Annotated in this window: 18 protein-coding genes; 3 read left to right on the plus strand and 15 right to left on the minus strand. The window is 30.5% G+C overall.

The features are described from left to right. Window positions 1-22: 22 nt before the first annotated feature. Window positions 23-994, plus strand: coding sequence for an ATP-grasp domain-containing protein (locus HM982_RS16510; RefSeq protein WP_179354436.1), 972 nt, complete (start codon window positions 23-25; stop codon window positions 992-994). Then, window positions 978-1,634 carry an HAD family hydrolase gene (locus tag HM982_RS16515; RefSeq protein ID WP_179354437.1) on the plus strand — a complete coding sequence of 219 codons (657 nt, stop codon included), beginning with the start codon at window positions 978-980 and terminating at the stop codon, window positions 1,632-1,634. The genes HM982_RS16510 and HM982_RS16515 overlap by 17 nt, the downstream gene beginning before the upstream one ends. Before the next feature lie 15 nt (window positions 1,635-1,649). Here HM982_RS16515 and HM982_RS16520 read toward each other — a convergent pair whose 3' ends face one another. The 9 genes from HM982_RS16520 to HM982_RS16560 all read right to left on the minus strand — a co-directional run bounded on the left by HM982_RS16520 (window position 1,650) and on the right by HM982_RS16560 (window position 12,004). After that, complete coding sequence (locus tag HM982_RS16520; RefSeq protein ID WP_394354364.1) at window positions 1,650-2,258, minus strand: sugar transferase; 609 nt, start codon at window positions 2,256-2,258, stop codon at window positions 1,650-1,652. Window positions 2,259-2,364: 106 nt separating this feature from the next. Beyond that, complete coding sequence (locus tag HM982_RS16525; RefSeq protein ID WP_179354439.1) at window positions 2,365-3,372, minus strand: endonuclease/exonuclease/phosphatase family protein; 1,008 nt, start codon at window positions 3,370-3,372, stop codon at window positions 2,365-2,367. Between the two features lie 19 nt (window positions 3,373-3,391). Continuing rightward, complete coding sequence (locus HM982_RS16530) at window positions 3,392-4,525, minus strand: glycosyltransferase family 4 protein (RefSeq protein WP_179354440.1); 1,134 nt, start codon at window positions 4,523-4,525, stop codon at window positions 3,392-3,394. 6 nt (window positions 4,526-4,531) lie between these two features. After that, complete coding sequence (gene asnB / locus HM982_RS16535; RefSeq protein WP_179354441.1) at window positions 4,532-6,436, minus strand: asparagine synthase (glutamine-hydrolyzing); 1,905 nt, start codon at window positions 6,434-6,436, stop codon at window positions 4,532-4,534. Window position 6,437: 1 nt separating this feature from the next. Then, window positions 6,438-7,589 (minus strand): glycosyltransferase, encoded by a 1,152-nt coding sequence (locus HM982_RS16540; RefSeq protein WP_179354442.1) that lies wholly within the window; start codon window positions 7,587-7,589, stop codon window positions 6,438-6,440. 207 nt (window positions 7,590-7,796) lie between these two features. Next, on the minus strand, window positions 7,797-8,876 hold the full coding sequence (locus HM982_RS16545) for a glycosyltransferase (RefSeq protein WP_179354443.1): 1,080 nt from the start codon (window positions 8,874-8,876) through the stop codon (window positions 7,797-7,799). After that, window positions 8,869-9,813: an ATP-grasp fold amidoligase family protein gene (locus HM982_RS16550; RefSeq protein WP_179354444.1), complete on the minus strand. Its 945-nt coding sequence runs from the start codon at window positions 9,811-9,813 to the stop codon at window positions 8,869-8,871. The genes HM982_RS16545 and HM982_RS16550 overlap by 8 nt, the downstream gene beginning before the upstream one ends. A gap of 55 nt (window positions 9,814-9,868) precedes the next feature. Continuing rightward, window positions 9,869-10,450, minus strand: coding sequence for a serine O-acetyltransferase (locus HM982_RS16555; RefSeq protein ID WP_179354445.1), 582 nt, complete (start codon window positions 10,448-10,450; stop codon window positions 9,869-9,871). Window positions 10,451-10,459: 9 nt separating this feature from the next. Continuing rightward, on the minus strand, window positions 10,460-12,004 hold the full coding sequence (locus HM982_RS16560) for a polysaccharide biosynthesis protein (protein WP_179354446.1): 1,545 nt from the start codon (window positions 12,002-12,004) through the stop codon (window positions 10,460-10,462). 611 nt (window positions 12,005-12,615) lie between these two features. Between HM982_RS16560 and HM982_RS16565 the strand changes: the two genes are divergently transcribed. Then, window positions 12,616-17,793, plus strand: a complete 5,178-nt coding sequence (locus tag HM982_RS16565; RefSeq protein ID WP_179354447.1) for a T9SS type A sorting domain-containing protein — start codon at window positions 12,616-12,618, stop codon at window positions 17,791-17,793. 452 nt (window positions 17,794-18,245) lie between these two features. On the opposite strand, the gene HM982_RS16570 is transcribed toward HM982_RS16565, so the two are convergent. The 6 genes from HM982_RS16570 to HM982_RS16595 form a co-directional block, all read right to left on the minus strand. Beyond that, window positions 18,246-19,355, minus strand: a complete 1,110-nt coding sequence (locus HM982_RS16570) for an O-antigen ligase family protein (protein WP_179354448.1) — start codon at window positions 19,353-19,355, stop codon at window positions 18,246-18,248. Between the two features lie 72 nt (window positions 19,356-19,427). Next, window positions 19,428-20,861 (minus strand): MBOAT family O-acyltransferase, encoded by a 1,434-nt coding sequence (locus HM982_RS16575; protein WP_179354449.1) that lies wholly within the window; start codon window positions 20,859-20,861, stop codon window positions 19,428-19,430. Window positions 20,862-20,881: 20 nt separating this feature from the next. Then, the gene (locus tag HM982_RS16580) at window positions 20,882-21,838 is read right to left on the minus strand and encodes a hypothetical protein (protein ID WP_179354450.1); all 957 of its coding nucleotides are present in this window, start codon (window positions 21,836-21,838) and stop codon (window positions 20,882-20,884) included. Between the two features lie 47 nt (window positions 21,839-21,885). Then, a complete protein-coding gene (locus HM982_RS16585; RefSeq protein ID WP_179354451.1) occupies window positions 21,886-22,983 on the minus strand; it encodes a glycosyltransferase family 4 protein in 1,098 nt (365 codons plus the stop codon). 429 nt (window positions 22,984-23,412) lie between these two features. Then, a complete protein-coding gene (locus tag HM982_RS18700; protein ID WP_179354452.1) occupies window positions 23,413-24,438 on the minus strand; it encodes an acyltransferase family protein in 1,026 nt (341 codons plus the stop codon). Between the two features lie 170 nt (window positions 24,439-24,608). Continuing rightward, the gene (locus HM982_RS16595) at window positions 24,609-25,988 is read right to left on the minus strand and encodes a nucleotide sugar dehydrogenase (protein WP_179354453.1); all 1,380 of its coding nucleotides are present in this window, start codon (window positions 25,986-25,988) and stop codon (window positions 24,609-24,611) included. Window positions 25,989-26,029 lie beyond the last annotated feature (41 nt).

The raw sequence follows: 26,029 nt of genomic DNA on the forward strand, positions 1-26,029 counted from the left end.
GATATAATTAAAATCTAAACGCATGAATATATTAATTACATCTGCAGGACGTCGGGTTTCTCTTGTTAGGTCATTCCAAAGTGAATTAAAAAAAACACACCCTGAAAGTAAAGTGTTTGCTACAGATGCTGATCCATTAGTTTCAGCTGCCTGTCATGTTGCTGATGGGTTTTTTAAAGTTCCTTTTCTTAGTGAACCTAATTATATTGGTGTTTTAATTGGTTTATGTAAAACACATAACATTGGTTTAATAATTCCAACAATAGATACAGAATTACTTGATCTTGCAAAGCATAAAGCACAGTTTGAACAAGCAGGTATAATGGTTGTAATTTCATCTGTAGATTTTGTTTCTAAGTGTAGAGATAAAAGAGTGATACATCAATTTTTTGAAGCTCACCAAGTTAATGTAGCTAAAGAATATGATAAGGATAATTATGAATTGCCGCTTTTTATTAAACCTACAGATGGCAGTAGGAGTGTAGACACGTTTGTAATTAAGTCTAAAGATGATTTAACGGATTATCATTTTAGTAATGATAAATTTATGTTTTTAGAATATTTAGATCATGATGATTATGATGAATTCACCTGCGATTTATACTATAGTAAAAATCATAAGTTAAAATGTGTTGTACCAAGAAAACGTATAGAAATTAGAGATGGTGAAGTTTATAAAGCATTAACAGTCAATAATGTTTTAGTCCCTTATATAAAAGAGAATTTAAAAAATATTGAAGGTGCTATTGGTTGTCTCACAGCGCAGTTCTTTTTGCATAAAACGAATAATCAGAAGATATACGCCATAGAGATTAATCCTCGATTTGGAGGCGGTTACCCCTTGACATATTTATCTGGAGCAAATTTTTCTAAATGGATTATTGAAGAATACATTTTAGGACAAACTATAGAAGAGCAATTTGATGTTTGGGAAGATGATTTATTAATGATTCGTTATGATGATGAAGTTTTAGTACATGGATATAAAGGTTAATACAGAAACCGTTATCGTTTTTGATTTAGATGATACATTATATAACGAATTAGATTATTTAAAATCGGCTTATAAATCGATTTCAAAACATTTAGAACCTGAAAACTGGAAGCCATTATATTCAAAAATGTTTTCCTTATATAGAAGTAAAATTAATGTTTTTGAATTTTTAGCAGAATCTTATAAAACTGATATTAAATTACTGGTTGATATGTATAGACATCACCAACCAGACCTTCAGTTATTTGAAGGTGTTTTAGATGTTTTTGAAGCCATTAAGTCTAAAAATGGTAAAATAGCTATTATTACAGATGGCCGATCATTAACACAGCGCGCCAAGCTAAAGAGTTTAGGAATCTTAAGTTATATTGATAAAGTAATTATATCTGAAGAAATTGGTTCTGAGAAACCCAATATAGCTAACTTTAAAGCCATTGAAAATGCACTATCTGGTTCTGAATACTATTATTTTGCTGATAACTTGAAGAAAGATTTTATAGCACCAAATGCTTTAGGTTGGAAAACTGTTGCGTTAATTGATAATGGAAAAAATATTCATTTTGAATCTCATAACTTTATGACCACTCAAAATTCACCAGAAGACTATATTATCAATTTTAAGGGTGTAGTAATTCTGTAAATGTAGGCTTGTTGATTATTCTTTTGTGCCTGTGAATATGGGCATATCATCGCTTTCAGAGCTATTTACATCTTTTCTATTAATCACTTTTTCTATCGTCATTAGTATGATTTTTAAATCTAATAAGAAAGCCTGATTATCTACATAATGCACATCTAATTCAAATTTTTCTTCCCAACTAATTGCATTTCTTCCATTAACTTGAGCCCAACCTGTAATCCCTGGAGTCACCTCATGTCTTCTATTTTGTTCTTTGTTGTAAAGCGGTAAGTATTTTGGTAAAAGTGGACGTGGTCCAACTAAGCTCATGTCTCCCTTTAGAATATTTATTAGTTGAGGAATTTCATCTAAAGAGAATTTTCTACAAAAATTACCCACCTTAGTAATTCGATATACCACTGGTAAAAGATGACCATCTTTATCAGTTTTATCATTCATGGTTTTTAACTTAATAATAGTAAATAGTTTTCCATTTTTTCCTGCTCTTGTCTGATAGAAAAACGGTTTCCCATTATTAGCAATTGCTAAAACGATAATTAATGTTAACAATAGAGGCGCAACAATTAAAAGGCCGAATAATGCTGCAAAAAAATCAAAAAAGCGTTTAATTATTAAAGGGTATATTTTTTTCATTTTCTAACTGTTCTCAATTATAAATAATGCAAATAAACTGTTTTTATTCAAAAATAGTGTAATTAGGACTTACTTAATTGTGCTAATAAATTCGTTTTCAATCGTTTTGTTTAATTTTAAACTCAACGCGTATTGGTTCATGATCAGACAAATTTAAATTAAAATTTTCATGATTAACTACTTCAATCTGTTCATTACTAAGAAAATAATCTAATCGTAATGGGTACCTTCTATGAGAATAAGTTTTACCAATACCATTGCCTTTACTCACATAAGAATCTTTAAAACCTTTCTTCAAAGCTCTATAAGATTGGCTGTATGGGGTGGCGTTAAAATCGCCACTAATTATTATATTTCCACCGAAATTTTTTGCATGTTCTTTAATTAATTTGGCTTGTTTAACTTGCTTTGAAATAGTGTTATTTAAGTTATCCCAATAGTTAAAATTACCAAACCTGTTGGCTATAATATAAGGAGAAATAACATAAGATTGTAAGTGTGTGTTATACACTCTTATTGTATCTTGATTAATTTTTATATCAGCATAAATAACGCCATTCATTGTGTTAGAGAAATCTATAAACCCTTTGTTAACGATTGGATATTTAGAAAAGATATTCAATAGCGATTTTTCTGTGTTGGGTCTATAGCTCCAAAAGTTATAAGGATAGCCTTCAATTTTTTGACTCTTTCTTGCAGATTCTTGAAGAATTAAAATGTCTGGATCTACTGATTCAACAAATTTAACGATTTCGGTATAAGCATTATCGTCAGGATTTTTAGACCTTATGCGATGTGTAAACGATCTGACGTTATAACTTAAAAGACTGATTGAATCTTTAGTTTCAACTTCAGAAACACTAGAAAATTGGAAAAAGAAACTGTGAAATATAAAAAAGATTATGACTCCAATTAAATAGCTATACTTTTTTCTAAAGATTCCGTAAATGGCAACAAAAACATTGAGGATAAAAATCAGTGGCATGGTAAGGCTAAAAAATACCGATACGATACCAAAATCTATAAATGAACTCAGCACGCCAAGGATTAAAAGGCCAATAATAAGAATAGGAAGTTTTTTAATAATGTAAACAATAAGCTTCATTAAAATAATTGTATGGTAATTATTGGAGTTCTTTTTTAATTAAGTTGGTAAGGTCATTATTAATGATATTAACATCAAAGCGTTCTTCAGCATAGGCTCTACTCTTAATTCCCATTTCTTTAATTTTTTCAGGATGGGTAATAAAGTATTCCATAGGTTTCACTAATGCCTCTAGGTTTTGAGGTTCAATTAAAAAGCCATTGACGCCTTCTTTTACAGATTCTCTACAGCCAACAGAATCGGTTGTAATAATAGGATTTCCACAAGCACAGGCTTCTAATGTGGTTCTTGGTAAACCTTCTCTGTAGTAACTTGGAAGCACAAAAATATCTCTTTGATGTAAATGGTCTTCGATATTAGATTGTTTACCATGAAATATAATAACCCCTTCTTTATGTAGCAGATTAAGCTCGTCTTCACTGATAGCAGAAGGTGATGTTTCGGGAGCACCTATAAGGTGAAACTCGGCATTAGGATATTTAGCCTTTAATATTTTGGCCGCATCCATATATAACGCAATGCCTTTTTCTTTTATTAAACGCGCGACCAATAGAAAACTGACTTTATCAGAAGCCTTTTTTTCTTTGAATGAAAACTGGGTAAGGTTGATTCCGGAGCCACTTACAAAGTCAACTTTTTGTTGTTTTGAAATGACTTTTCGATCTAAAAACAATTGATAATCATCTTTATTTTGAAAGACAATAACTTTGTTTTTTCTTATCGATAGTTTGTAGAGTGTTTCATTAAAACGTTGCAATAGTCGCGCTTTTGCAGTCAGACCTGTAAATGCATAACCTAAACCAGTGATTAATGAAATTACAGGTATTTTACAACTGTTAGCAGCCATTGAGCCATAAATAACAGGTTTTACGGTATATGGAAATACTAAATCTATTTTATTAGACTTCATTATAGATTTTAATTCCTGTATGGATTTAATATCCTTAAGTGGATTTAATCCTGTGCGTTGTAAATTAAACTCAATAGGAGTTGCTCCCATAGCTTTAATTAACTCGCTGTTTTTTTCAGTAAAACTAGGTGCTGTTGCAAAAACATCAAAACCACTTTTTATTAAATACTTTATAAAATCGCCTCTAAACCTAATAAGTGAGCCATCATAAGAGGCAATAAGTAATATTTTTTTTTTAGCCATCTTAGATTAGTTTTGTTTAAGGAAATTAAATTTGTACCACTTTTGAAAACAGTAATACGACCAGACTCTAAAGGTACTGTCTTTTTTACTTTCTAGATGGTCTTTTACTAATTTCGTAATCACTTCCGCATTAAAAATACCTTGCGATTTTAGTAATTCGGGTTCTATATAACTTTCTAATTCCTTTCTAAGACTTTGTCTTAACCAATCGCCTGTTGGGCTACCAAACCCACTTTTGCCTTTTTCTAAAAATTCATCAGGGAATTGATCTCTAAACGCTTCTTTCAAAATATGTTTTTTATTCCAGCCTTTCATTAAATAGCTTTCTGGTAAGGTATTGGTAAATTCCCAAAGTTCTCTATTTAAGAAAGGTGCTCTACATTCTAAAGACGTCATCATGCTTGTTCGATCTACTTTGGCGAGCATACCGCCTTCTAAACTCAACACTTTATCTACCAATCTAAAATCGGTAAGAGTTTCTATTTTTTGTTTGCCTAAAACCTCTTTGTATTCCTGAAAAATATCAGCATCAAAATAATCGGGTGCCATAATTTCAGCTAATTGACGACTAGTATTTGCGAGTGAAATAATATCCCAATAGAAATTACCGTCGTAATCAATGGCATTCAATAGTTTGTTTATTTTAAATTTTTTACCTCTAGAATCATCTTTTTCAACAAGATATTTATTACTGAGTCCTGAAATAGTTTTATGAAGCCCTTTTGGTATAATACTAGAATACTTTTTATTCATTTTACCAATGTAGTATTTATTGTAGCCCCCAAATACTTCATCGCCACCATCGCCTGTTAATGCCACCGTAACGTGTTCTCTTGTTTTTTCTGAGAGTAGGTGTGTGGGTAAGGCAGCAGTATCTGAAAAAGGTTCATCAAAATTGACTAAAATATCATGAATGTTATTTTTAAGGTCATCTTCATCGATAATGAATTCATGATGATTACTGTTTAGCATTTCTGCAACCACTCTAGACTTGTCTGTCTCATCATAAGATGCTTTTTTAAAACCAATAGAAAAGGTGTCTATTTTTTTGTCCGTAGACTGGGCTAAACAGAGAGAAATAATAGAAGAATCTACACCCCCAGATAAAAAGGTACCTAAGCCAACATCTGCAATAGAGCGACTATCGACACTATTGTAAACTAAATCTTTTGTTTTTGCTTTAGCATCATTAAAAGAAATATTAATAGTTTTTGGTTTTGGTTCAGCGTTAATTTTATGAATGGTTGTGTCGTGTGAAGCTAAATCATATGCCATGAAATGATTAGCTTCCAACTTATAGATATTTTCGTAAATAGTATGTGGTGCAGGAATATAAGTTAATCTAAAATAAAGATTCAAGCCTTTTTTTGAAATATTAGGTGTGAAATCAATAGTATTTATAATGGATTTTAATTCTGATGCCCAAATAAATTCTTTGTCTGTGTGTGTGTAATACAACGGTTTCTCACCGAAGAAATCACGTGCAATGAATAGCTTATTAATGTTTTTGTCATAAATACTAAACCCATACATACCATCTAGCCATTGAAACGATTCTACCCCATATTTTTCATAAGCTTTTAATATCACTTCTGTATCACTCGTTGTTTTAAAGCTGACACCTTCGGCTTCTAATTTAGCTTTAAGAACTTTGTAGTTATAAATTTCTCCATTAAATACAATTACGATTTGCTGATCGTCTGAAAAGATAGGTTGCTTACCAGAAGATAAATCTATTATGGATAACCGACGCATACCCATACCAACCGTAAATTGGTCATTTGCTTCAGAAAACAAGCCATCTTCATCTGGACCTCTGTGAATAATTAAATTATTCATAGTATTAAGGATAGACGTTACTTCGTCTTTATTTCTGTTAGTTTTGGTTATGATACCGTTGATTCCACACATATTAATTCTGTATAAAGTGGTTAAATTTCTTGTAAATACTTTCTAGTTGATAGTCTTTAGAACGTTGTAGACTGAGCATGCTAAATTTTTCTCTTTCATCAGGATTTTTATGAAAATAATCGAGAGCTTTACTCAACCCTATATAGTCATCATTATTTACTAGTAAGCCATATTTTCCAATAAAAAAATCTCCTTCTTTAATTATTACTTCTTCGTTTTCATTTAATAATTCTAAAGGGCCAGATAAGCAATTTGAAGATATGCTAGGTAAACCAATGGCCATAGCTTCAATTAATGCATTTGGAAAACCTTCTGTAAAAGAGGAAAGTACAAAACATTCACTGTCTAATAAATAATCATTGACGTTTTTTACTTTGCCTTTAAGTACTATGCTATCTTCTAGTTGGAGTTTATTAATTTCACTTTGTAAATAATCATGTAAATCACCACCTCCAAGAATTGAAAAGTCATATTTTAAAGCAGATTCCTTTATAGCCCTTATAACCATAATTTGATTTTTCCGTTTGTTTAAAGTGCCTGCAGTAATAACTTTTAAAGTGTTATTTGTTGCATTTAAAGTGCTCGAATCAATTGTTTTTTTAGGGATTTCGATAGGATTATAAATTACCTCCATTGGGATTTTTACACTGAAATTATCTTTTAAATCCCGATTGATATGTACTGAATTAGAAAATAATTCATCACATCTATTATAAAATATAGGGTAAAATAATTTGGAAATATATAGTGAAAGCTTACTGGATACGTTATCTGAAGGAAACCCTCTTTCACTAATAATAGTTTTTACCTTTTTACTAAAGGTTGAAATAATTCCATTAATTAGGTTGGGAAACGCTAAGAAAGAAATAGAAATAGTAGTATTAGTTGATTTTATAAAACGATAATATTTTATTATAAATTTATAAGCATCTAAAATTTTTAGATGAAATGGTCTGTCTGGTCCTTTGTCAGATAAGACCACTACATTAATTTCTTCTGGAATAGTAAAATGAACTACATCATAAAACATAACTAAGGTTACGTTATAGTCGTGTTTTAATTTTTTAAGAAGTAGACTGATTACCTTTTCGGCACCACCACTTCCTAATGAGATACAGAGTATGCTAATATTTTGTTTCGAGTTTGGGGACATGAATTTATTCATTCTATTACAAATAATTATTCGAGAATAGTCAGGTCTATTTTTTGAATAAAAAAAAGTAATATTTTTATTTACTTCGCAGTCAAATATAATAGGTACTTCTGTTAAACATACATTTCTTCGATTTTTTGAACGTTTTTGATGTTTAATAGCTTAAATAGGCTTTAATTTTATGTTTAATAGCTATCTATCTATAAGCTAATTTAAAATGTCTGTAAATAATTGTTCATACTCACCTATAATTTTTTCTTTATTGAGTTTTTTGTAAACAGAATCACTAATTTTCTTTGGTTGCCAATCATGGGACTCATGTAGCTTTTTAACAAATTCAGACTCAGTACCTACTAAAAATCCATTAACTCCATCTTCTATAATTTCATTTAAACCTCCAGGTGCTTTAAAAGCAACTACAGGCGTACCAACAGAACAACTCTCTACTAGACAATTTGGAAATCCTTCTGCATAGGAACCCATAAGATAATAATCTGAATTTGAGAGGTGTTTGGGAACTTCGTTTGTGAAGGGAATATGCTCAACTTTATCTTTAATGCCTAAATTTTTTATTAATTGAAAGAGGTTTTCTTTCTCTGGACCATCCCCAATTATAGTGTATTGAAATGGGTAGTTTAATTTTGAAATGGCGTTAAGTATTCTTTCATGTCCTTTTAGTTTTTTTAGCCTAGAAACTGTGATAAATTTTACTACTTTTTTTTTGTTATTATTAATTGATTTTAATGTGAAATCATCAGTAATAGGGTTATTAATAGTTCTTAACTTATGCTCAGGTATATTAAAACTACTAATCATGTCATAGTACATATCCTTAGATTGGCATAGGATAATATCTAAATATTTATAGCCAAAATCAAGTTTGCCCATGAGTTTTTGACTCACTGAGTTTTTCTTATTTGTTTTGAATTTTTTTGCAGCTTTGGTAACTATAGTATGCCTCCCAATGAACTTAATTTTAGGAAAAAACTTAGAAATAAATCCCATCGTTAAGTTGAGATGAGAAATAGCACTAACAACAATTTTAGGTTTTTGTTTTCTAATTATTCTAATTAAGTTTGGTATAGCGTTTAATACTCTATCTTTATTCAAGTACTCAACTGAAATTCCGGAAATCTCATATTTACTATCTTTTTTAAAACCAAGAATTATTAAGGTAACATCAAACTTATTTCTATCTAAATTTTGAGCAACGAAAGACATGACTCTTTCTGCACCTCCAGCAAATAATGTAGGTATTATAAAAAATACTTTTATTTTATTATCCATTTTTTATATCTAATTTTAATTGCTGACCAAATTTATAGTCCCACTCATGTGTATTAAATCTCTGAAATCCAGAGTGATGATGAAATGTGATTTCTCCAAAATAAATTTGTCCTTTTACTAAATAAAAATCAATCCTAGCATAAGCAAAATCCTTAGCTAAAATTTCAGCTAAACTTTTCATTTTTTCGAATAGAGCAGGTTTTTTTTCCATTGTTCCGTTTTGATATCTCCATACACAAGGTATAAAATCCCAATTAGCATCATACAAATTTCTTCTACGATCACCATAACGATTAATATCAATATGTACAAATGCTAATTTTCCGTTGAAGCAATGAAGTTTATAGTCATTAGGAATATTGTTATCTTCCGTAGTTAATAGTTTTTCTACTATAATTCGTGGTTCAATGTTTTTGTACTGCCATTCTCTTGTAGCATAATAAAAATTTTCTTTTAAAAGTCGTTTAAATTGTTTTCGAATTGTTTTCCAATCAATATTGGTTTTGTCTTTTACTATAACACCACCAGAACTATCATGATTTGCTTTTATAATAAACTCAGTATCCGGTAAATTTTCAGGTCTTATATTATCAGTGTTCTTTGTATGATAGAGAAGAGGAATCAAGTACTGTTCTCCAATTTTATCAGCTACATAAGCTCTAACTTTATATTTATCGGCAACAGTAGTATGCAAGTTGGTTCTATCATATAGCTTTAACCAGTTTATTTTTTCATTTAATGTTTGCGGATTATCTAGGTTAAGTGGATAGCCCATATATTTTTTAAAATCCCATTCTATAAATATTTTGTCTGGTATAGCTTTTAATCCATATTCATATATTTTATAAAAGGGTCTTAGTACTGTATAGCCTATATCAGATTTTCTGTATAAATCAGAAATTCTATTTCTCATACTTTTACTATCTAAATTACTCATGTTTTATTGTTTTTACTAAGAGACTGTTAAATCAGTATATTTTTTATAATCAATTCTAAATATGCTTAATTATTGTTTTTATGTCAACTTCACCAATCACTTTTGCTGGAACTCCTGCAATAATGGTACTATCCTTTATAAAGGACTTATTTACAACGGCATTGGCACCAATAGCGGTATTGTTTGGTATGGATATGTTACCATAAATCTTTGCTCCAGGGGCAATATATACATTGTCGCCCAGCTGTGGTGCTTCGGACTGCCCACCAGAAGCGCCAATATTTACACAAGCATGCATTCTGCAATTGGCGCCTACATTGGTATTTCGATTAATAACAATTGTACCATAGTGCACAATAGATAAGCCTGGTCCGAAAACATTAATAGGAATAGAGAAACCAAGTTTTAAAGATATCTTTCTAAATTTATACTTTAGGAATAGATAATGGAATTTATTTAAACCTTTATTTTTACAGTTATGATGATACTCTAATTTCCGCATCGTTCGCTGAAATTTCCATATTTGATTTGGAAATAATATGTTAATAATCTTAGCTATTAACGTATCTGTTTTGACTCTAAGTGCTAAACGATCTCTTTTTAAGTAATATTTATAATCTATTTTAGATTGTATCATATTGTTGTGCTATTTAATAAATTTATTTAAGACTAAAGTTTTCATTCGTAGACAGAAAACCTTAAATCCAGGGATAAACAAAAAGAGTAAAGTACCGTAAATGAGTGTTACCGCTAATGTTATCTGAATAGCATAAATTATCCATCTGATTAAGGTTAAATTTTCTAAATCAAGATATAAAAATCTAGAAAGATAATTAACTGAAAATGCTGAAACACTAAAAACCAAAATTATTGGTAGTAAGCCTTTCCAATATTGAAACACACTTTTCTTAAAACCATATTTATACAAAAAATAAGGCTTCCATAACACTACAATAAGAAACATACTAATCAAAGTACCAAGCATTATCCCAGCTATTCCGTAAATTTTTCCAAAAACAAATGATATTGCTAGGTTTATAATAGCTTCTGCTGCCGCTGCCCAGGTATCAGAATATAGACCGTATGCGTTTTTGAAACGTTCAATTGGAGAACTTATCTGAACCATAAAGAAATTGGCAATCATCAATAATAATATGGTATTGGATAAAATATATTTTTTCCCGACCCATAATGCTATAACAGAATCCATTAGATGATAAATAATGATGCTGAAAAAACCAGCGATAAAAAACTGAACGGCAATTAACTCCCAAAGCACTTTTTTTATGTTTTTTTCATCATTTTCTGCAATTAAATTTCCTACTGCGGAACCTGTTCCTGCGAAAGCCATTTTTACAAGTCCCCCTAATTTGACAAATATTAATTGATAGTTGCCAAAAAAAGCAACACTTTGAAGATTGATTAAAGCGGCAATAAGAAGGTTATCTGTGCCGTTTTTAACGAATGCACTCATTTTATGGAAAAAGACCTGTTTAATCTTTTTAATAATATCTGGATATTCTCTTATAATCTCAGTTTTCTCAGCCGAGTTGATAATAAGCCAAGGGTATTCTTGCTTTATTTTATATCGAACAACGATACTATATAATATACTAAAAACTAATTCTAACGTAATGTACAGGTAGAAGTTTTTAAGATAAAGTGCAACAACAACTTGCAGTATAACTCTTATGATTGTGAAAGTTTGAAAATATTGCTGTACAATGTAACCTTTCTGGTCAGCTCCCAATAAACTAATATGATAGTTAACAAAGTAACTCAGTAAGACTGAAATTAAAAGTGTATAAAAAACAAAATAAATTAATGTTAATGAAAAAGGTGTTTCCGCAAACATTAAAGGAAAAAAAAGTGAAATAATAACGCCTACACCAAATATGACATAACCTATTTTTCTGTACAGGACACCAAGAAGCGCTATAATCTTATTAATTTCCTTATGGTTCTTGTCAAAAATTGGTTTATAAAGTGTAAAACCAATAGCTGTACCAATTCCTAATTCTGCCAGGTTAAGAAAGCTCAATACACTTCGTAATGTGGTTTCAAGACCTATAAAAGTATCACCTAGATTATCTAAAAAAATCTTTCTAGAGAAGAATTGCACAAAAATCGATAGGATGAAAAAAAATACACCAACTTTCGCATTTTTTAAAGATTTGGAGACTCTAGACATTTTTTATTATAAAATCAGTGTTAATTATTTTATTAATTGTTGTTCTAAAAGTGAAAAGACCACTTTAGTCAATATAAGTTTATAAACATTATGGTTCACTAGTAAAGCGTTAATAATTATGGGCATATGCTCATAAGCAAGACAAATATTAAAAATGAAAATTATAAATTTGTATTTTCTTGATAATTAACAATAATATACGTCTAACGAACAACTCTGTTAAAATTCATTAAGTCTAAAAAAAAATAAAAAACCAACCATTTTTTTTAATTAAGACACTTTTATTTACTTCGATGACTACTTATAAAATTACCGACAAATTATAATTGATAAATATTAATTTTTTACCCTTTTATATTATATAATTTCTATAAAAAATATAAGAATTTTACTTGCTACTGTAAGAAACTGTGTTTATATGTTAAATATTAATTTTTATAATCCAAAACATGTATATAGCCGTATTTATTTGTGTTTAATCAACAATAATATTTTTGTGTAGGTTAATTATTACACTTTTTTGCTTTTAAACGAATTTATGTGTTCTTTTGACTTTTTGTCGATTTTAATTTATTTACTTTACAATCCCTAAATAACCTGATAACAATTTAATGATGAAGATTATAAATCTACTAAATATGCGGTGCGATTTCAAATTACTTTTATTAACAATATTTTTAATCTGCTTCTCTCAAAGTTTTCTTGCTCAACAATTAGCATTCCCAACTGCATATGGTGCTGGAGCATATACCACTGGAGGTAGAGGTGGGGAGGTAGTTCATGTAACAAATTTAAATGATAGTGGAGAAGGTTCTTTAAGATGGGCTTTAACAGATGCTTCAAATATAAGTGTGTCAAAAACTATTATTTTCGATGTTAGTGGAGTTATAAATTTATCATCTGATATTATCCTTTCAGGAGAATCAAGTGGTGGCACAGTAGCAGATGGTTTAACATTTGCAGGGCAGTCAGCACCTCTTGGAGGTATCACCATAACTGGTGGTAAAATCAGGATGTTTTCAGTTAATAACGTAATTGCTAGATATTTGAAATTTAGAGAAACTACTGCTGTAGACGGTTGCTTTTCTAATACCAATGGTAATAATATAATTTATGATCATTTATCAGGATCTCATAGTCCTGATATTGTATTTGCATTAGTTTCAAGTGAAAGAATAACGGTAGATAAAACTTTTCAAAATTGTTTAGTTGGTCAAAGCTTAAATGCGTTAATAATAGGAGATTCATCACCTCCTAATGGAGATGACGGTGGAGATTATTCAGTTTTAAGAAATGCTTATTATAATATAAGTCATAGAATACCATTCAAAGGGGGAGGGGCGATTAAAGCGGATGCAATCAATAATATTGCTCATAATTGGTCTGCTAGATTGCTAAGAATGGATCATTGGAATTACACATTAAACCACATAGGTAATCGATATGAAATAGGTTATAATTCGACAAACCAATTATTATTCTGTAGTTGGAACAATAGACCAGAATACACCCCATCTATATATAATTTAGATAACTATTTAACTCCAGGTAGTTTTAATAATTACTCAAGACCTGAAGGATATGAAGAAGATGAAAGTTTAGCATGGTCAGAGTTTCAAAACAATTATTCAGAATTACCTTCTGATTGGTTTACATCAACACAACATCCAATCAAAGGTAGGCCAATTCCAATTTTGTCATCTTCTGAATTAAAAAGTGAAGTATTACCTTTAGTTGGAGCTTGTCAATATATCAAAGATGATGGGTCAGTAGGCTTCTATAGAGATACGTATGATACAGAATTTGTTAACGGTATAGATACTGATGATACGTCTAGTAGAAATACAACAATAGATTTACCTATTATTTCGCTCTCAAATACAAGACCAGAAAACTTCTACGTTAGCAACCCACACATCCCAGAAGTATGGTTTGCTGCTAACGTACCAGAAGGACAAGATCATAATGATATTGCACCAAGTGGTTACACATGGTTAGAAGAATACTTGAACCAAGTTGATGGAGATAATTCAGTCGCAGCAATTGGAGTAGAAAGCATTGACGTTACACCTGAAACATCAGAATTACAGTTGCCAGATACACTTCAATTAGAAGTTGTTTTTACACCGACCGATGCTACTAATATAAATGGGGCATGGAGTTCTAGTGACGAATCGTTAGCTACTGTAGATACTAATGGTTTAGTAACCCCAATTTCTGAGGGAGAAGTGACAATTACTTTTACAACGGCACAAGGCGGATTTTCAGACACTTCTGTAATAACGGTTTTTCCAGAAGCGCTCCTAGCGAGCGCAGGCACTAATCAACAGATTTGTGAAGGTGAAAGTACTACACTTACTGCAAGTGGTGGAGACAATTACTTATGGAGTACTGGTGAAACAACTGAAACTATTGAAGTATCACCAGTAGAAACTACAGTTTACACCGTTACAGTTTCAGACGATGCAGGTCAATCAGAAGAAGCGAGTGTTACAGTCACTGTAAATACTTTACCTGAAGCAAGTGCAGGTGAAAATCAAACAATTTGTGTCGGAGATACTGTTAACTTAATAGCTACGGGAGGCACAACTTATCTTTGGAATACCGGTGAAACTACAGCATCTATAGAAGTTAACCCTACCGTTGAAACGGTATATACCGTTGAAGTTAGTAATGAAAACTGTTCTAGTACTGCTGAAGTTACTGTTTCTGTTAATGATTTACCTAATATTATTTTATCTGAAGATGTTGTTATTGTTGAAGGAGAATCCACAACATTAACTGCTAGTGGAAGTGATAATTACGAGTGGAGTACAGGAGAAACCACTGAATCAATTACGGTGACTCCAATAGCGACATCAACTTACTCTGTTAGTACCATTGGTGTTAATGGTTGTTTAAATAATGCTGAAGTCACTGTTACAGTGGTTCCAGAAATGAATATATCTATTAGTGAAGCTATCACTATTTGTAGTGGGGAAGATGTTACTTTAACCGCAACAGGTGGCGTGAATTATACTTGGAGTACAGGTGATTTAGGAGCAGAACTTAGTGTTAGTCCTACAACTACCTCCACTTATACGGTTACTGTTGAAGACGAATATGGTTTTACAGCAACCGATAGTGTTACAGTAACAGTAAACGAATTACCCAATATTTCATTGGGAGATGACATTTTTATAATGGTTGGTAATTCGGCAACACTTACAGCTAGTGGAGGTACTACGTATGTATGGAGTACAGGGGAGACCTCTACTGAGATTATTGTTAGTCCAGAAGTAACTTCAACTTATACAGTTACAGGAGATTCAGAAAATGGTTGCCAAAATACAGCAGAGATAACGGTTACAGTTATTGAGACTTTAAATGCTGATGCAGGAGAGGATGCAATAATATGCCTAGGAGAAAGTATTACTCTAGATGCGTCTGGAGGGATTAGTTATACATGGAATACTGGAGCTACAGGTGCTACACCAACGGTATCTCCTACAGAAACGACTACATATAGTGTTACCGTTACTGATGGCTATGGAAATTCCGATACAGATGAAGTAATAATTACTGTAAATCCAGCTCCTACTGTTAATGCAGGGGAGGACCAATACATTTGTCCAAATGAAGCAATCACTTTAACAGCGACTTCAGAAAATGGAGATTCCTATTTATGGAGTACGGGTGAAACTTCGGCATCTATTACGGTGAGTCCTACTGAAGATACAACTTATACGGTTCAGGCATTTAATGCGACATGTGCTGTAAATGATGAGGTTACTGTTAATATATTACCGATACCTGAGTTAACTCTAACTGATAATGTTTCTATTGTAGCTGGAAATTCAGCAGAATTAGTTGCTGCTGGTGGTGATTCGTATTTATGGAATACAGGAGTAACAACAAGTACTATTTCTGTTAGTCCTTTGGAGACAACAACCTACACGGTAACAGCTTATTTAGAAGGTGGATGTGAATTAACATCAGAAGTTACTGTAACAGTAATACCAGAAGTTATTGCTAATGCAGGTAATGATGTTGAAATATGCTTTGGAGAGAGTGCAAGCTTAAATGCATCTGGAGGTGTCTCTTATCTATGGAATACTGGTGGTACAGGTGCAACACCAACTGTTTCTCCATCGGAAACCACAACTTATACCGTGACAGTTTCTGATGATTTTGGAAATACAGATTCCGATTCTGTAACTGTGACAGTGAATGATTTACCAGATTTGCTAGTTAATGATGCTATTACGATTTTAGAAGGAGAAAGCACTAATCTAACTGTAAGTGGTGCTGAAACTTACCTTTGGAGTACAGGAGAAACTTCAAACTCAATTATTGTTAATCCAACAGAAACTACAACCTATAGTGTTACCGGCTTATCTTCTAGTGGTTGTGAATCCGTAGAAAACGTTACTGTTACAGTTATACCTTTGGTCATTGCTAGCGCAGGAAATGATGTTGAAATTTGTTCAGGAGAGAGTGTTACTTTAAATGCATCAGGAGGTACTGGTTATGCTTGGGATACAGGGCAAACAACGAATTCAATTACAGTGAGTCCAACAGCAACGACAACATATACTGTTTTGGTTTCTAATGATTTTGGAAACACAGATTCAGCGAGTGTCACTGTCACAGTAAACGAATCCCCTGATATTTATCTAAGTGAAAATATTACTATTATTGAAGGTGAAAGTACAAGCTTATTAGTTGAAGGTGCTGATTCATATCTTTGGAATACGGGAGAAACTTCGAGTTCAATTACTGTAAGTCCTACCCAGACGACTACCTATTCCGTAGTTGGTACATCTAACTCTTGTAATAGTGTATTAGCAGAAGTGACTGTTACGGTAATCCCTGTATTTGTTACTACTGCAGGTGAAGATACTTATGTGTGTGACAACCAAACTTATGAAGTGGTTTTAACAGCAGGTGAAGGTGATACTCATTTGTGGAGTACAGGTGAAACGACACAAAGTATAGTTGTTAGTCCATTATCTACTACAACATATACGGTTACAGTAACACAGGAAGAGCAAATAGCTGAAGATGAGGTAGTGGTTAATGTGGATCCTAGTCCCGTAGTAACTATTGCTAACGGTGAGAGTGTAGAAATTTTACAAGGAGATTTTGTTACATTAACAGCTTCAGGTGCTAATACTTACGAATGGAATAATGGAGCATCACAGCCTAATATTGCTGTTAGCCCTAATACGACCACAACTTATGAGGTTAAAGGTTATATTGGAGAGTGTTACGACGAAAAGCAAGTTACTGTAAACGTGTTACAGCCCGTTTTTGCAGATGCAGGTGAAGATGTGTTTATTTGCTTAGGAGAAACGACAACCTTAACAGCATCAGGCGGAGATGATTATGTATGGAGTACTGGAGATACTACAGCGTCAATAGAAGTTTCACCAGATGTAACAACAGATTATACCGTTACGGTTTTTAATGCTCTAGATTTTGAAGAAGCTACAGTCACTGTTGAAGTCGATGCTAATTGTTTACCAGAAGATGGCAACCCAGGTACAGAATCGGTTGATTTCACCTATGATATTTATCCTAATCCTGCTTCAGAAGTAGTTAATATAAGATTATCAGGAACTTTAAATGTATCGGATATTTATATGTTTGATGTCACAGGAAAGTTAATCAAACGAACGAATATAACGAATGAAAACTTATCGGCTACAACTACACAAATTGATATTAGCACTTTACAACCAGGAGTCTATTTTATTAAACTAATAGATGATGAAAGAAATATTACAAAAAAGTTGATTGTGGAGTAATTAAAAAAGTATAGCATAGAACTCAGATTCATATGTAATTTGACATAAATCTTTTCTTCTATTTCTAGTAATTAGATTTGGAAGTTGGATTAAAATAATATTACTGTTAAAAGGGATGTGGATATAAAGAATTAAATTATTAAGAAAGTAATATTACGATTTCACGTATTTACATTTACTATTAATTTAAGCTTTAATGGCATTAAACTCAAGGTGTTTTTGCTCTGGGTTAGTATAAGGTATTATTATTATTATTAAATATTTAACAAAAATACATCAAGAATTGGGCTTAAAAATGATTATTTGTGAATAACATACTATTATATTGAAATAGAGAGAAATAGAGGTGAAATATATTCAAACATAATTGTTTTTATGGACGAATCATTGATAAGGCCAGCTATTGTCAACATAATTATAGAGTTATGAGTATATACGAATATATGAGTTCATTATTCTATTAATATGTTGCCTTTGTCAGAATTATCCTTAAATATATAAATTTGATATTGTATCCACATAGCTGCAAAGGTGAGATAAAAGAAACCAAAAAAGTTATGATTAGCCATTAAGAATAATACTAGTGCGATAATTTGCATTATTAGATTTGGTGCTTTTTTAAAGTGTATTGTACTCCAAGCTAGTAAGTGAATAAAATAAGATATAAAAATCAAAAAAGGAAGAATACCAGCCTCTCCAATAACCCTTAAATAAGAGTTGTGTACTCCTAAACCAGCATCACCTTTACCAGAAAAAGTACCAAAGCCATTACCTAATAGTGGTGACTCTAAAATTTGGTCGTAAAATAACGCCCAAGTCTCTGTTCTAGAATCACTATTTACTTCTTGTACTGATACACTCTCATTATTTAATATACTTTTTAATTGTTCAAAGCGTGGGTTGTTTAATCCGATTGTGTCACCAATAAAAAATAAGGTTCCTATAATCAAAAAGCCAATACCAAAAATGCGTATATTTTTTATGCTTATTTTTAAGGAGATAATATTTAACAAAATCCATATAACAATAAATGATCTAGAAAATGTCAAAAGTCCAGCAAGTGTAAATATAAATTGACCTATAAGTTTTAAACTGATTTGTTTTAAACCATACGTTGTAGCATAGCCAGTTATACAAATAAAACCAGCAACATTTGGATTAAGGTAAAAGCCCGAGTACCGGCCAAAATCACTCGGAAAAAATATAGCATGTATTATAATAGTTGACGCACCAAATAAAAGAAAAGAATAAAATTCAACAATACTAATATTTTTAGTTAGTTCATAACCACATATTATAAATATAAAATACTTAATAGCCTCAAATACAAATGCGATTGTTTCTCCAGGGTATTTGAAACTAGAAATTAAAAAAAATGAAAGTGCTATAATTATAAGCCACCAATTAGGAGTTGTTTTTTCTTCTAAAAAATAATAGACTATCAATAATCCTATAGTTGCAAGGCTTAATAGAGCACCTAAAGCAGAACCATAAACAGAAAGTGCTATTGATGGTAAATTTAATATTACCAGTGCAAAACAGATATATTTTAAAATCTTCATTATTTCTAGATTATTTGAATAATAAGTTTTTCATAATTTATCTTAACAAATTTGATTCATTGCTTTTTTTAGTTAAAATTGGAAGTAGATAAACTCTTGTTGCTCTCCTGTAAAACTAAACATTAAAATTATCAATAAGAAATAAAAAGACCATCGTAAAGGCTTGTTTAAATAATCTATTTTTTGGATAGCGAACTCACCAAATCTTCCTAGCCATTCAATAATTATAAAAAATATGAGGAGTACTATTATGGTAATTGGAAATAAATCTGGTTTTGAAAATATTGAGATTGTAAATATATTTTTTATATAAATAAATGCTTGAGTAACATTATCTGCTCTAAAAAATACCCAAGCAATTAGAGTTAAAAAAAAAGTAAAACTCATTTGCCCAAGTTCTCTCAAGGTAGGAAGAAATTTTCCCTCAGCTACAAGACCTGTATTAACCCTATTTTTATTTAGAAGAAGTAGTGGTAAGAAATAGATAGCATTTAATGCTCCCCAAACAATAAAGGTCCAATTGGCTCCGTGCCAAAATCCGCTAACAATAAAAATAATAAAAGTGTTTCTGATTTTCATTCTCAAGCCTCCTTTACTTCCTCCTAGTGGAATGTATAGATAGTCTCTAAACCATGTAGACAATGAAATATGCCATCGTCTCCAAAATTCAGCAATATCCCTCGAAAAATAAGGAAAGGCAAAATTTCGTTTTAAATCGAAACCAAATAACCTAGAGATACCTATGGCTATGTCTGAATAGCCTGAAAAGTCTCCATAGATTTGAAAAGCAAAGAAAAAAGCACCTAACAATAATGTGCTTCCAGAATAGTCTTCATAATTATTGAAAATTATATTAGCATATTTAGCACAATTATCTGCGATAACAACTTTTTTGAATAAGCCCCAAAGCACTTGACGTAAGCCATCAACAGCTTTAGCGTAATTAAAATTACGTTTTTTATGAAATTGTGGTAGTAGATTGGTTGCTCTTTCAATTGGTCCAGCAACTAATTGAGGAAAAAAACTAACAAAAGCCATAAAGCCAACAAAATCTTTAGTGGGCTCAAGCTTATTTTTATAAACATCAATTGTGTAACTTAAGGTTTGAAATGTATAGAAGCTAATACCAACAGGTAATATTATATTCAAGGTATTGATGCTAAGTTTTGAACCGAAAAAAGTAAATGATTCAACAATGCTATCGATAAAAAAGTTATAATATTTAAAAAAACCTAAAAAGCCAAGATTAATAGAAATACTAATCCATAAAAGAACTTTGCGTTTTAATTTTTTTTTTGTTGAATTTAAAGATAAACCAATAGAATAATCGACTACAGAACTAAAAAGTATTAATAATAAAAATCTCCAATCCCACCAACCATAGAAAACATAACTAGAAATAGCTATTAATAAATTTTGACATTTAATGCGTTGGCTCCCTAGGAGCCAGTATATTATAAAAACTATTGGAAGGAATAGAAAGAATTCAATTGAATTAAATAGCATTTTACTTTAAATTAGTTTAATTAATAGTCTTGTATTACCTCAATAAGTTGTTTACTTATTTTTTCTGCACCCCTGTAATTTGCATGATGATAATCTGAAAACTCAAAATCATTATATTCGTAACTTTTATATGTATTAAAGTCGTAAAAAGGAATTCCGTATTTAAATAAAAAAGTATTATAAAATTCTTTTTCGTCTTGAACTTTGCTTAATGCAATACGTGATGGAGGGTAGGGTGATCTTACGCAAATCAATTTAATATTGTGTTTTTGTGTAAGTTTATAGATTTTATTAAAATACTTTTGAAAACGCTTTTGATTAAAAGTGGTATTTTCAAAATTAGAAATAGGTTTAAATTTATTTATTTGTTTTTTTGTGACTGAGGTTGTGTCATATAAATAGCCTCTTATCCATCTGTTATTTTGTGTTTTTTCTTCCTTTTTAGCAAATAATGAACCTAAATCTTGTTTTATATAATTGTTAAATTTTGATAAAGGTATGAAGTAATTTGTTATACCTTTTTCACCATATCCATCTACCACTAAATCGTATTTGTTTTGATAAGAATTAAAAAAAGAAGCATTAGAAAATATTTGATAAAAGTCATGGCTATTATCAGATGAAGGTAAAAACATTTCTAAAACAATATATTTAGGGTTCTGATATTCTAATATTTCTTTAAGAGAATAATAAGATTCTGCAATATCTTGAGCAGAAGTCCCCATATTGTAAGATTTAAGATTTAAACCTTTATCTATTATATCTGGATTGTAAGCAGTATAAGCTCTGCTGGATCCAAGAATAATTAAATCGTACGTATTGGTGTTGGAATGTATATCATTCCATTTTAAATAGTTTTTATGAGTCTTATTTTTAATGGCTTCATATGCAGGATACTCATAAATACTTAACACAATCAAATTGATTAACACAAACAGAAATACACTAAAAGATATTTGTTTTAAGAATTTTTTCATCAGAAAATATTTAACTGTATTGAAAGTTTATTGCTATAATTTATTTTTTATATATAATTGTTTATAAGTGCTTCCCACTTTGCTGTAACTTTTCCGCTTGTAAAGTTCTCCGTGTTTTCTTTACCTTTTTTTGAAAATTGCTCTTGTAAATTCTTATCATTTATTAATTGTTGCATACGTTGCTTAAGAACTTCTTGGTCATTAACTGGAACTAAAAAGCCATTGACACCATCCGTAATTAATTCAGAAGGACCATAATTGCAATCGGTAGATATACAAGGTAAACCAAAATATTGTGCCTCTAATAAGGCGTTAGGGAAACCTTCCGCTTTGGATGTGAATACAAAAATGGAAGCTTCACTGTAATAGTTATGGATATCTTTAATTCCAGATAAAATTTTAATTTGGTGGGTCAAATTATAGCTTTTTATAAGCGCATTTAATTTATCTTTATTAGGACCATTACCAATTAATAAAACTTTCCATTCTTTAAGGCCTAAGTCATGAACTGCATTAATAATTTTATCTTGACGCTTGTCATCGTTTAACCTACCAACTGATAGTATAATTTTTTTTCTAATTGGATTATTAGTCCTTAGTTTAGATAAGTCAGAGGAAATAGGATTTGCTAAAACTGTAATTCGTTTAGATTTTAGCATTTTTGTATAAATATTTTTTACCCGTTCAGTTTGTACTATTAGATTATTAGCCATTGGGTATATCCGCTTTCTCAATAATAACCATAAACGAGGGATATCTTTTTTTAATGGATCGTTACGTTCACTTATTAAACATGGAATGCGATTAAATTTTGCGGCAATGGTTGCAATAATATTAGCTGAAGTGATAAAACCAATTAATAAGTTAACCTTTTCTTGATTTACTAATGTTGTTAATCTTTTTACTAGTGAATAATTTAGTCTTAGCGAATGGAATATTGATTTTGGCTTTTCAATTTTATCAAAACAAGGAATTATTTTAATTCTACTATCTAAACGATAAAAAGGGTTTGACTTTGTAAATGTAAATATAGTGACTTCAAATTTTTCTATAAGCTGATTACTAAGTGTAGATATAACACGTTCTGCACCTCCAGGAGTCAAAGCTCCGATGACAAAAGCTATTTTTTTTTTATGAATTTTCAAAACTTTTATAAAATTAAATTATTTCTAAAAATAGGCCAATTTAGGCATTGAAATAAAATATCAGAGCTATTTACCATTCAATAGAAGACCGATTAATTATAATTTATATATTTAAATTAAATGTTTTAGAGTTTTTCAAAAACAATTTTTTTCTTTAAATATCTAACCTACTTTTATTTAACGATTACATTCTCTATTATTAGTGTGGTTTTTAAACTATTTGAAATATAGAGCAAGATGAAAAAATAATTTGTTACAAAGCATTATATATGTTTAAGTGCTTTTTTTTTTGTTAAAATTCAAATAATTTAATCTATAACTTCCTAAGTAATGTTTTATCATTAATTTCTGAAAAGAATTAATTTTATTATAATAGAATTTATTATAAGAATTATCATTATAGATTTTGATAAACCAGCTTAATTTTATTCAATTAGAACCGATTAAAGCCCGACCTAGCTTTTGTTTCATTAATAGGCTCCCTAATAATATAGAAAAACTCATTGAGACTATGAAGGCTAGAATGATGGCCGATGATATCTGCATATGTTGAACAAAAATAAAAGTAAAAAATACTTTTAATATAGGTTGATGTATTAGATAAATATAATAACTATTATAATTAATAAAACGAATAGAAGGTTTTAATTTCGATACAAAACTTGGATATCTCGTTATTATAACATTTAGAAACCCATAAACAAAGCATAAAGCTAAAATGCTGAGAACTAAATTTATTTGCTTAACGATTACCATAATATATTTATTCTCGATGGTTTGATAAAGATAGAAATAGATGCCAAATAGAGTTAAGTGCATAAAATATATAAGCAAAACTTTGTTTTTTAAGTAGCTCAAAATAGTGAGAGAATATTTATTAAATAGATTTCCCATTTGAAAAAAAACAAAATACTTACATAGTTTAGTAATAGGTTGAAGATCAAAGAAACTTGTTGGTATAATTAGAAAATATAAAAACAAACCAATAACCATACTAATGATGTAGTGGTTACATAAAAAAGTTTCGAATTTATAGTAAATTAAGAACATCAGAAACATCATTAGTAAAAACCATAAATGACCACTACCTGTCCATAAATGAGCTAGAAAAGATGTAATTGAAGTGTAGTCTAAAAAGAAGTATATATATATGGGAGCTAAAATTAAATAGGGGACAATCAGGCGACGAGATTTTTTATTTAATAAAATTTTATAACTAGAATATTTACCTAAGTTATTTCTTAAATAATAATATATATACCCAGATATAAAAACGAATAAAGGCATCGATATGGTGGAGATATACCGTCCAATAAAATCAGCCATTGGGCTATATTGATAGTATTTGCTTACATCCCAACTATTTCTAAATGGAGAAAAAGAATGTCTAAGGACTACTAAGGATATCCCGACAGCTCTTAATAAATCCATATGTGTCAAATCTCTTTTCAACATTTTAGTTATTTAATTTTAATACAATAAACTTTTATACGTGTAATCTAAATATAGTTTGTTGTATCTCAAATTGAGTAATATTATATTATTGACTTTAAAAAAAATATCATAAACCAAACTGATTTATAATTTGATTTATGATATTTTATAAGATTTATTATAAAGAAGTATTACTTCCCAATAGAAGAATACTCAAAACCAATTTTAGTCATTTCTTCTTTATCAAGGATGTTTCTACCATCAAAGATAAACGCTGGTTTTTTCATATTATCATATATTTTTTTCCAGTCATAAGTTTTAAACTCATCCCATTCCGTCATTATCGCAACAGCATGTGCATCTTTAGTCGTATCATATGGATCATCAAAAGAAGAAACAAGTTCTTTATTTTCTTCTTCAGTTCTTGTGTTAAGATAATTAAGATCATCTTGAACTTTTTTACTATTCACTTTTGGATCATAAACAGCAATATTTGCTTGTTCATTTGCTAAGTGGTCCGCAACATAAATAGCTGCAGATTCTCTGGTATCATTAGTATCTTTTTTAAATGCCCAACCTAACATAGCTATTTTTTTTCCAGACACCGTATTGTATAAAGTACTTATTAAGTGGTCCGAAAAACGGCGTTTTTGGTGGTCATTTAATATAATAACTTGTTCCCAATAGTCGGCAACAGCATTAAGACCGTAGCTTCTAGCAATATATACAAGGTTTAAGATGTCTTTTTGAAAACATGAACCACCAAAACCTATTGATGCATTTAAAAATTTTGGTCCAATTCTAGAATCCATACCAATAGCTCTTGCAACTTCGTTAACATTTGCTTCTGTATGTTCACATAATTCTGAAATAGCATTAATAGATGAGATACGTTGTGCTAAGAAAGCATTTGCAGTAAGCTTTGATAACTCCGAAGACCAAACATTTGTTCTTAATATTCTGTCTTGAGGTACCCAACTTCCGTAAACATTAGCTAAACTTTCAATAGCGTCTTCAGATTCACCACCAATAAGAACACGATCTGGACTTAATAAATCGTCAACGGCTGTACCTTCAGCCAAAAATTCAGGGTTTGATAAAATACTAAAGTTTACACCGCTTCCTGTATTGTGTAATATACTTTTTATGGCTTGCGCAGTTCTCACTGGCAAAGTAGATTTTTCTACAACAATTTTATCGGTGGTAGCTACTTCAGCGATATTTCTAGCACATAACTCTACGTACTTTAAATCGGCAGCCATACCTTTTCCTTTTCCATAGGTTTTGGTTGGTGTGTTTACCGATATAAAAATCATTTCAGATTCTTTAATTGCTTTATCTATTTCTGTGGAAAAGAAAAGATTTTTTCCTCTTGTTTCTTTTACAATTTCAGCTAAACCTGGTTCGTAAATTGGTAATTTTGAAACATCTTTATCATTCCAAGCAGCAATGCGCTCTTCATTTAAGTCAACAATAGTAACTTTTATGTTTGGATTCATTTTTGCAATTACTGCCATAGTAGGACCTCCTACATATCCTGCGCCGATGCAACAAATTTTAGTAATATTCATGCTTTTTTAATTTATTTGTATTTTGAATGATTTTAACCTAA

The organism is Winogradskyella vidalii (assembly GCF_013403955.1).
Taxonomy (GTDB): domain Bacteria; phylum Bacteroidota; class Bacteroidia; order Flavobacteriales; family Flavobacteriaceae; genus Winogradskyella; species Winogradskyella vidalii.

Excerpts from the sequence above, each read along its gene's own strand:
- HM982_RS16530 (WP_179354440.1), bottom strand. The coding sequence starts at position 4,525 with ATGGCTAAAAAAAAAATATTACTTATTGCCTCTTATGATGGCTCACTT.
- HM982_RS16570 (WP_179354448.1), bottom strand. The coding sequence starts at position 19,355 with ATGAAGATTTTAAAATATATCTGTTTTGCACTGGTAATATTAAATTTA.
- HM982_RS16555 (WP_179354445.1), bottom strand. The coding sequence starts at position 10,450 with ATGATACAATCTAAAATAGATTATAAATATTACTTAAAAAGAGATCGT.
- HM982_RS16580 (WP_179354450.1), bottom strand. The coding sequence starts at position 21,838 with ATGAAAAAATTCTTAAAACAAATATCTTTTAGTGTATTTCTGTTTGTG.
- HM982_RS16510 (WP_179354436.1), top strand. The coding sequence starts at position 23 with ATGAATATATTAATTACATCTGCAGGACGTCGGGTTTCTCTTGTTAGG.
- HM982_RS18700 (WP_179354452.1), bottom strand. The coding sequence starts at position 24,438 with ATGTTGAAAAGAGATTTGACACATATGGATTTATTAAGAGCTGTCGGG.
- HM982_RS16595 (WP_179354453.1), bottom strand. The coding sequence starts at position 25,988 with ATGAATATTACTAAAATTTGTTGCATCGGCGCAGGATATGTAGGAGGT.
- HM982_RS16525 (WP_179354439.1), bottom strand. The coding sequence starts at position 3,372 with ATGAAGCTTATTGTTTACATTATTAAAAAACTTCCTATTCTTATTATT.
- HM982_RS16515 (WP_179354437.1), top strand. The coding sequence starts at position 978 with ATGGATATAAAGGTTAATACAGAAACCGTTATCGTTTTTGATTTAGAT.
- HM982_RS16545 (WP_179354443.1), bottom strand. The coding sequence starts at position 8,876 with ATGGATAATAAAATAAAAGTATTTTTTATAATACCTACATTATTTGCT.
- HM982_RS16575 (WP_179354449.1), bottom strand. The coding sequence starts at position 20,861 with ATGCTATTTAATTCAATTGAATTCTTTCTATTCCTTCCAATAGTTTTT.
- HM982_RS16565 (WP_179354447.1), top strand. The coding sequence starts at position 12,616 with ATGATGAAGATTATAAATCTACTAAATATGCGGTGCGATTTCAAATTA.
- HM982_RS16540 (WP_179354442.1), bottom strand. The coding sequence starts at position 7,589 with ATGTCCCCAAACTCGAAACAAAATATTAGCATACTCTGTATCTCATTA.
- HM982_RS16550 (WP_179354444.1), bottom strand. The coding sequence starts at position 9,813 with ATGAGTAATTTAGATAGTAAAAGTATGAGAAATAGAATTTCTGATTTA.
- HM982_RS16560 (WP_179354446.1), bottom strand. The coding sequence starts at position 12,004 with ATGTCTAGAGTCTCCAAATCTTTAAAAAATGCGAAAGTTGGTGTATTT.
- asnB (WP_179354441.1), bottom strand. The coding sequence starts at position 6,436 with ATGTGTGGAATCAACGGTATCATAACCAAAACTAACAGAAATAAAGAC.